Below are 216 nucleotides of genomic sequence, written 5' to 3'. Positions count from 1 at the left end.
CGATGTCCTCGTCGTTGACGCCATAGAGGTTGGACCCGGTCAGGGACTCGACCTCGAACTCGCCGGCCTGCGCGAGGTTGTAGCCTTCGCGCTCCACGGTCGGACCGCCGAGCTCGACCGGCGCCGTGGTCTCGACCGTGTCGCCTTCCGCAACCGGCATCTCGGTCTCGGCGGTGTCGGTCTCCGCAAGTGCCGGATCGGCGGTGACATCGGATG

Annotated in this window: 1 protein-coding gene; it reads right to left on the bottom strand. The window is 68.1% G+C overall.

The genetic code is table 11. The features are described 5' to 3' along the window. Positions 1–216, bottom strand: a 216-nt coding sequence (locus Q1A87_RS24095; RefSeq protein WP_299657475.1) for a hypothetical protein, incomplete at both ends; no start/stop codon positions are given.

The organism is uncultured Jannaschia sp., from assembly GCF_947494055.1.
In the GTDB taxonomy this organism is placed as follows: Bacteria; Pseudomonadota; Alphaproteobacteria; order Rhodobacterales; family Rhodobacteraceae; genus Jannaschia.
This window is presented reverse-complemented; position numbering and strand designations above follow the sequence as displayed.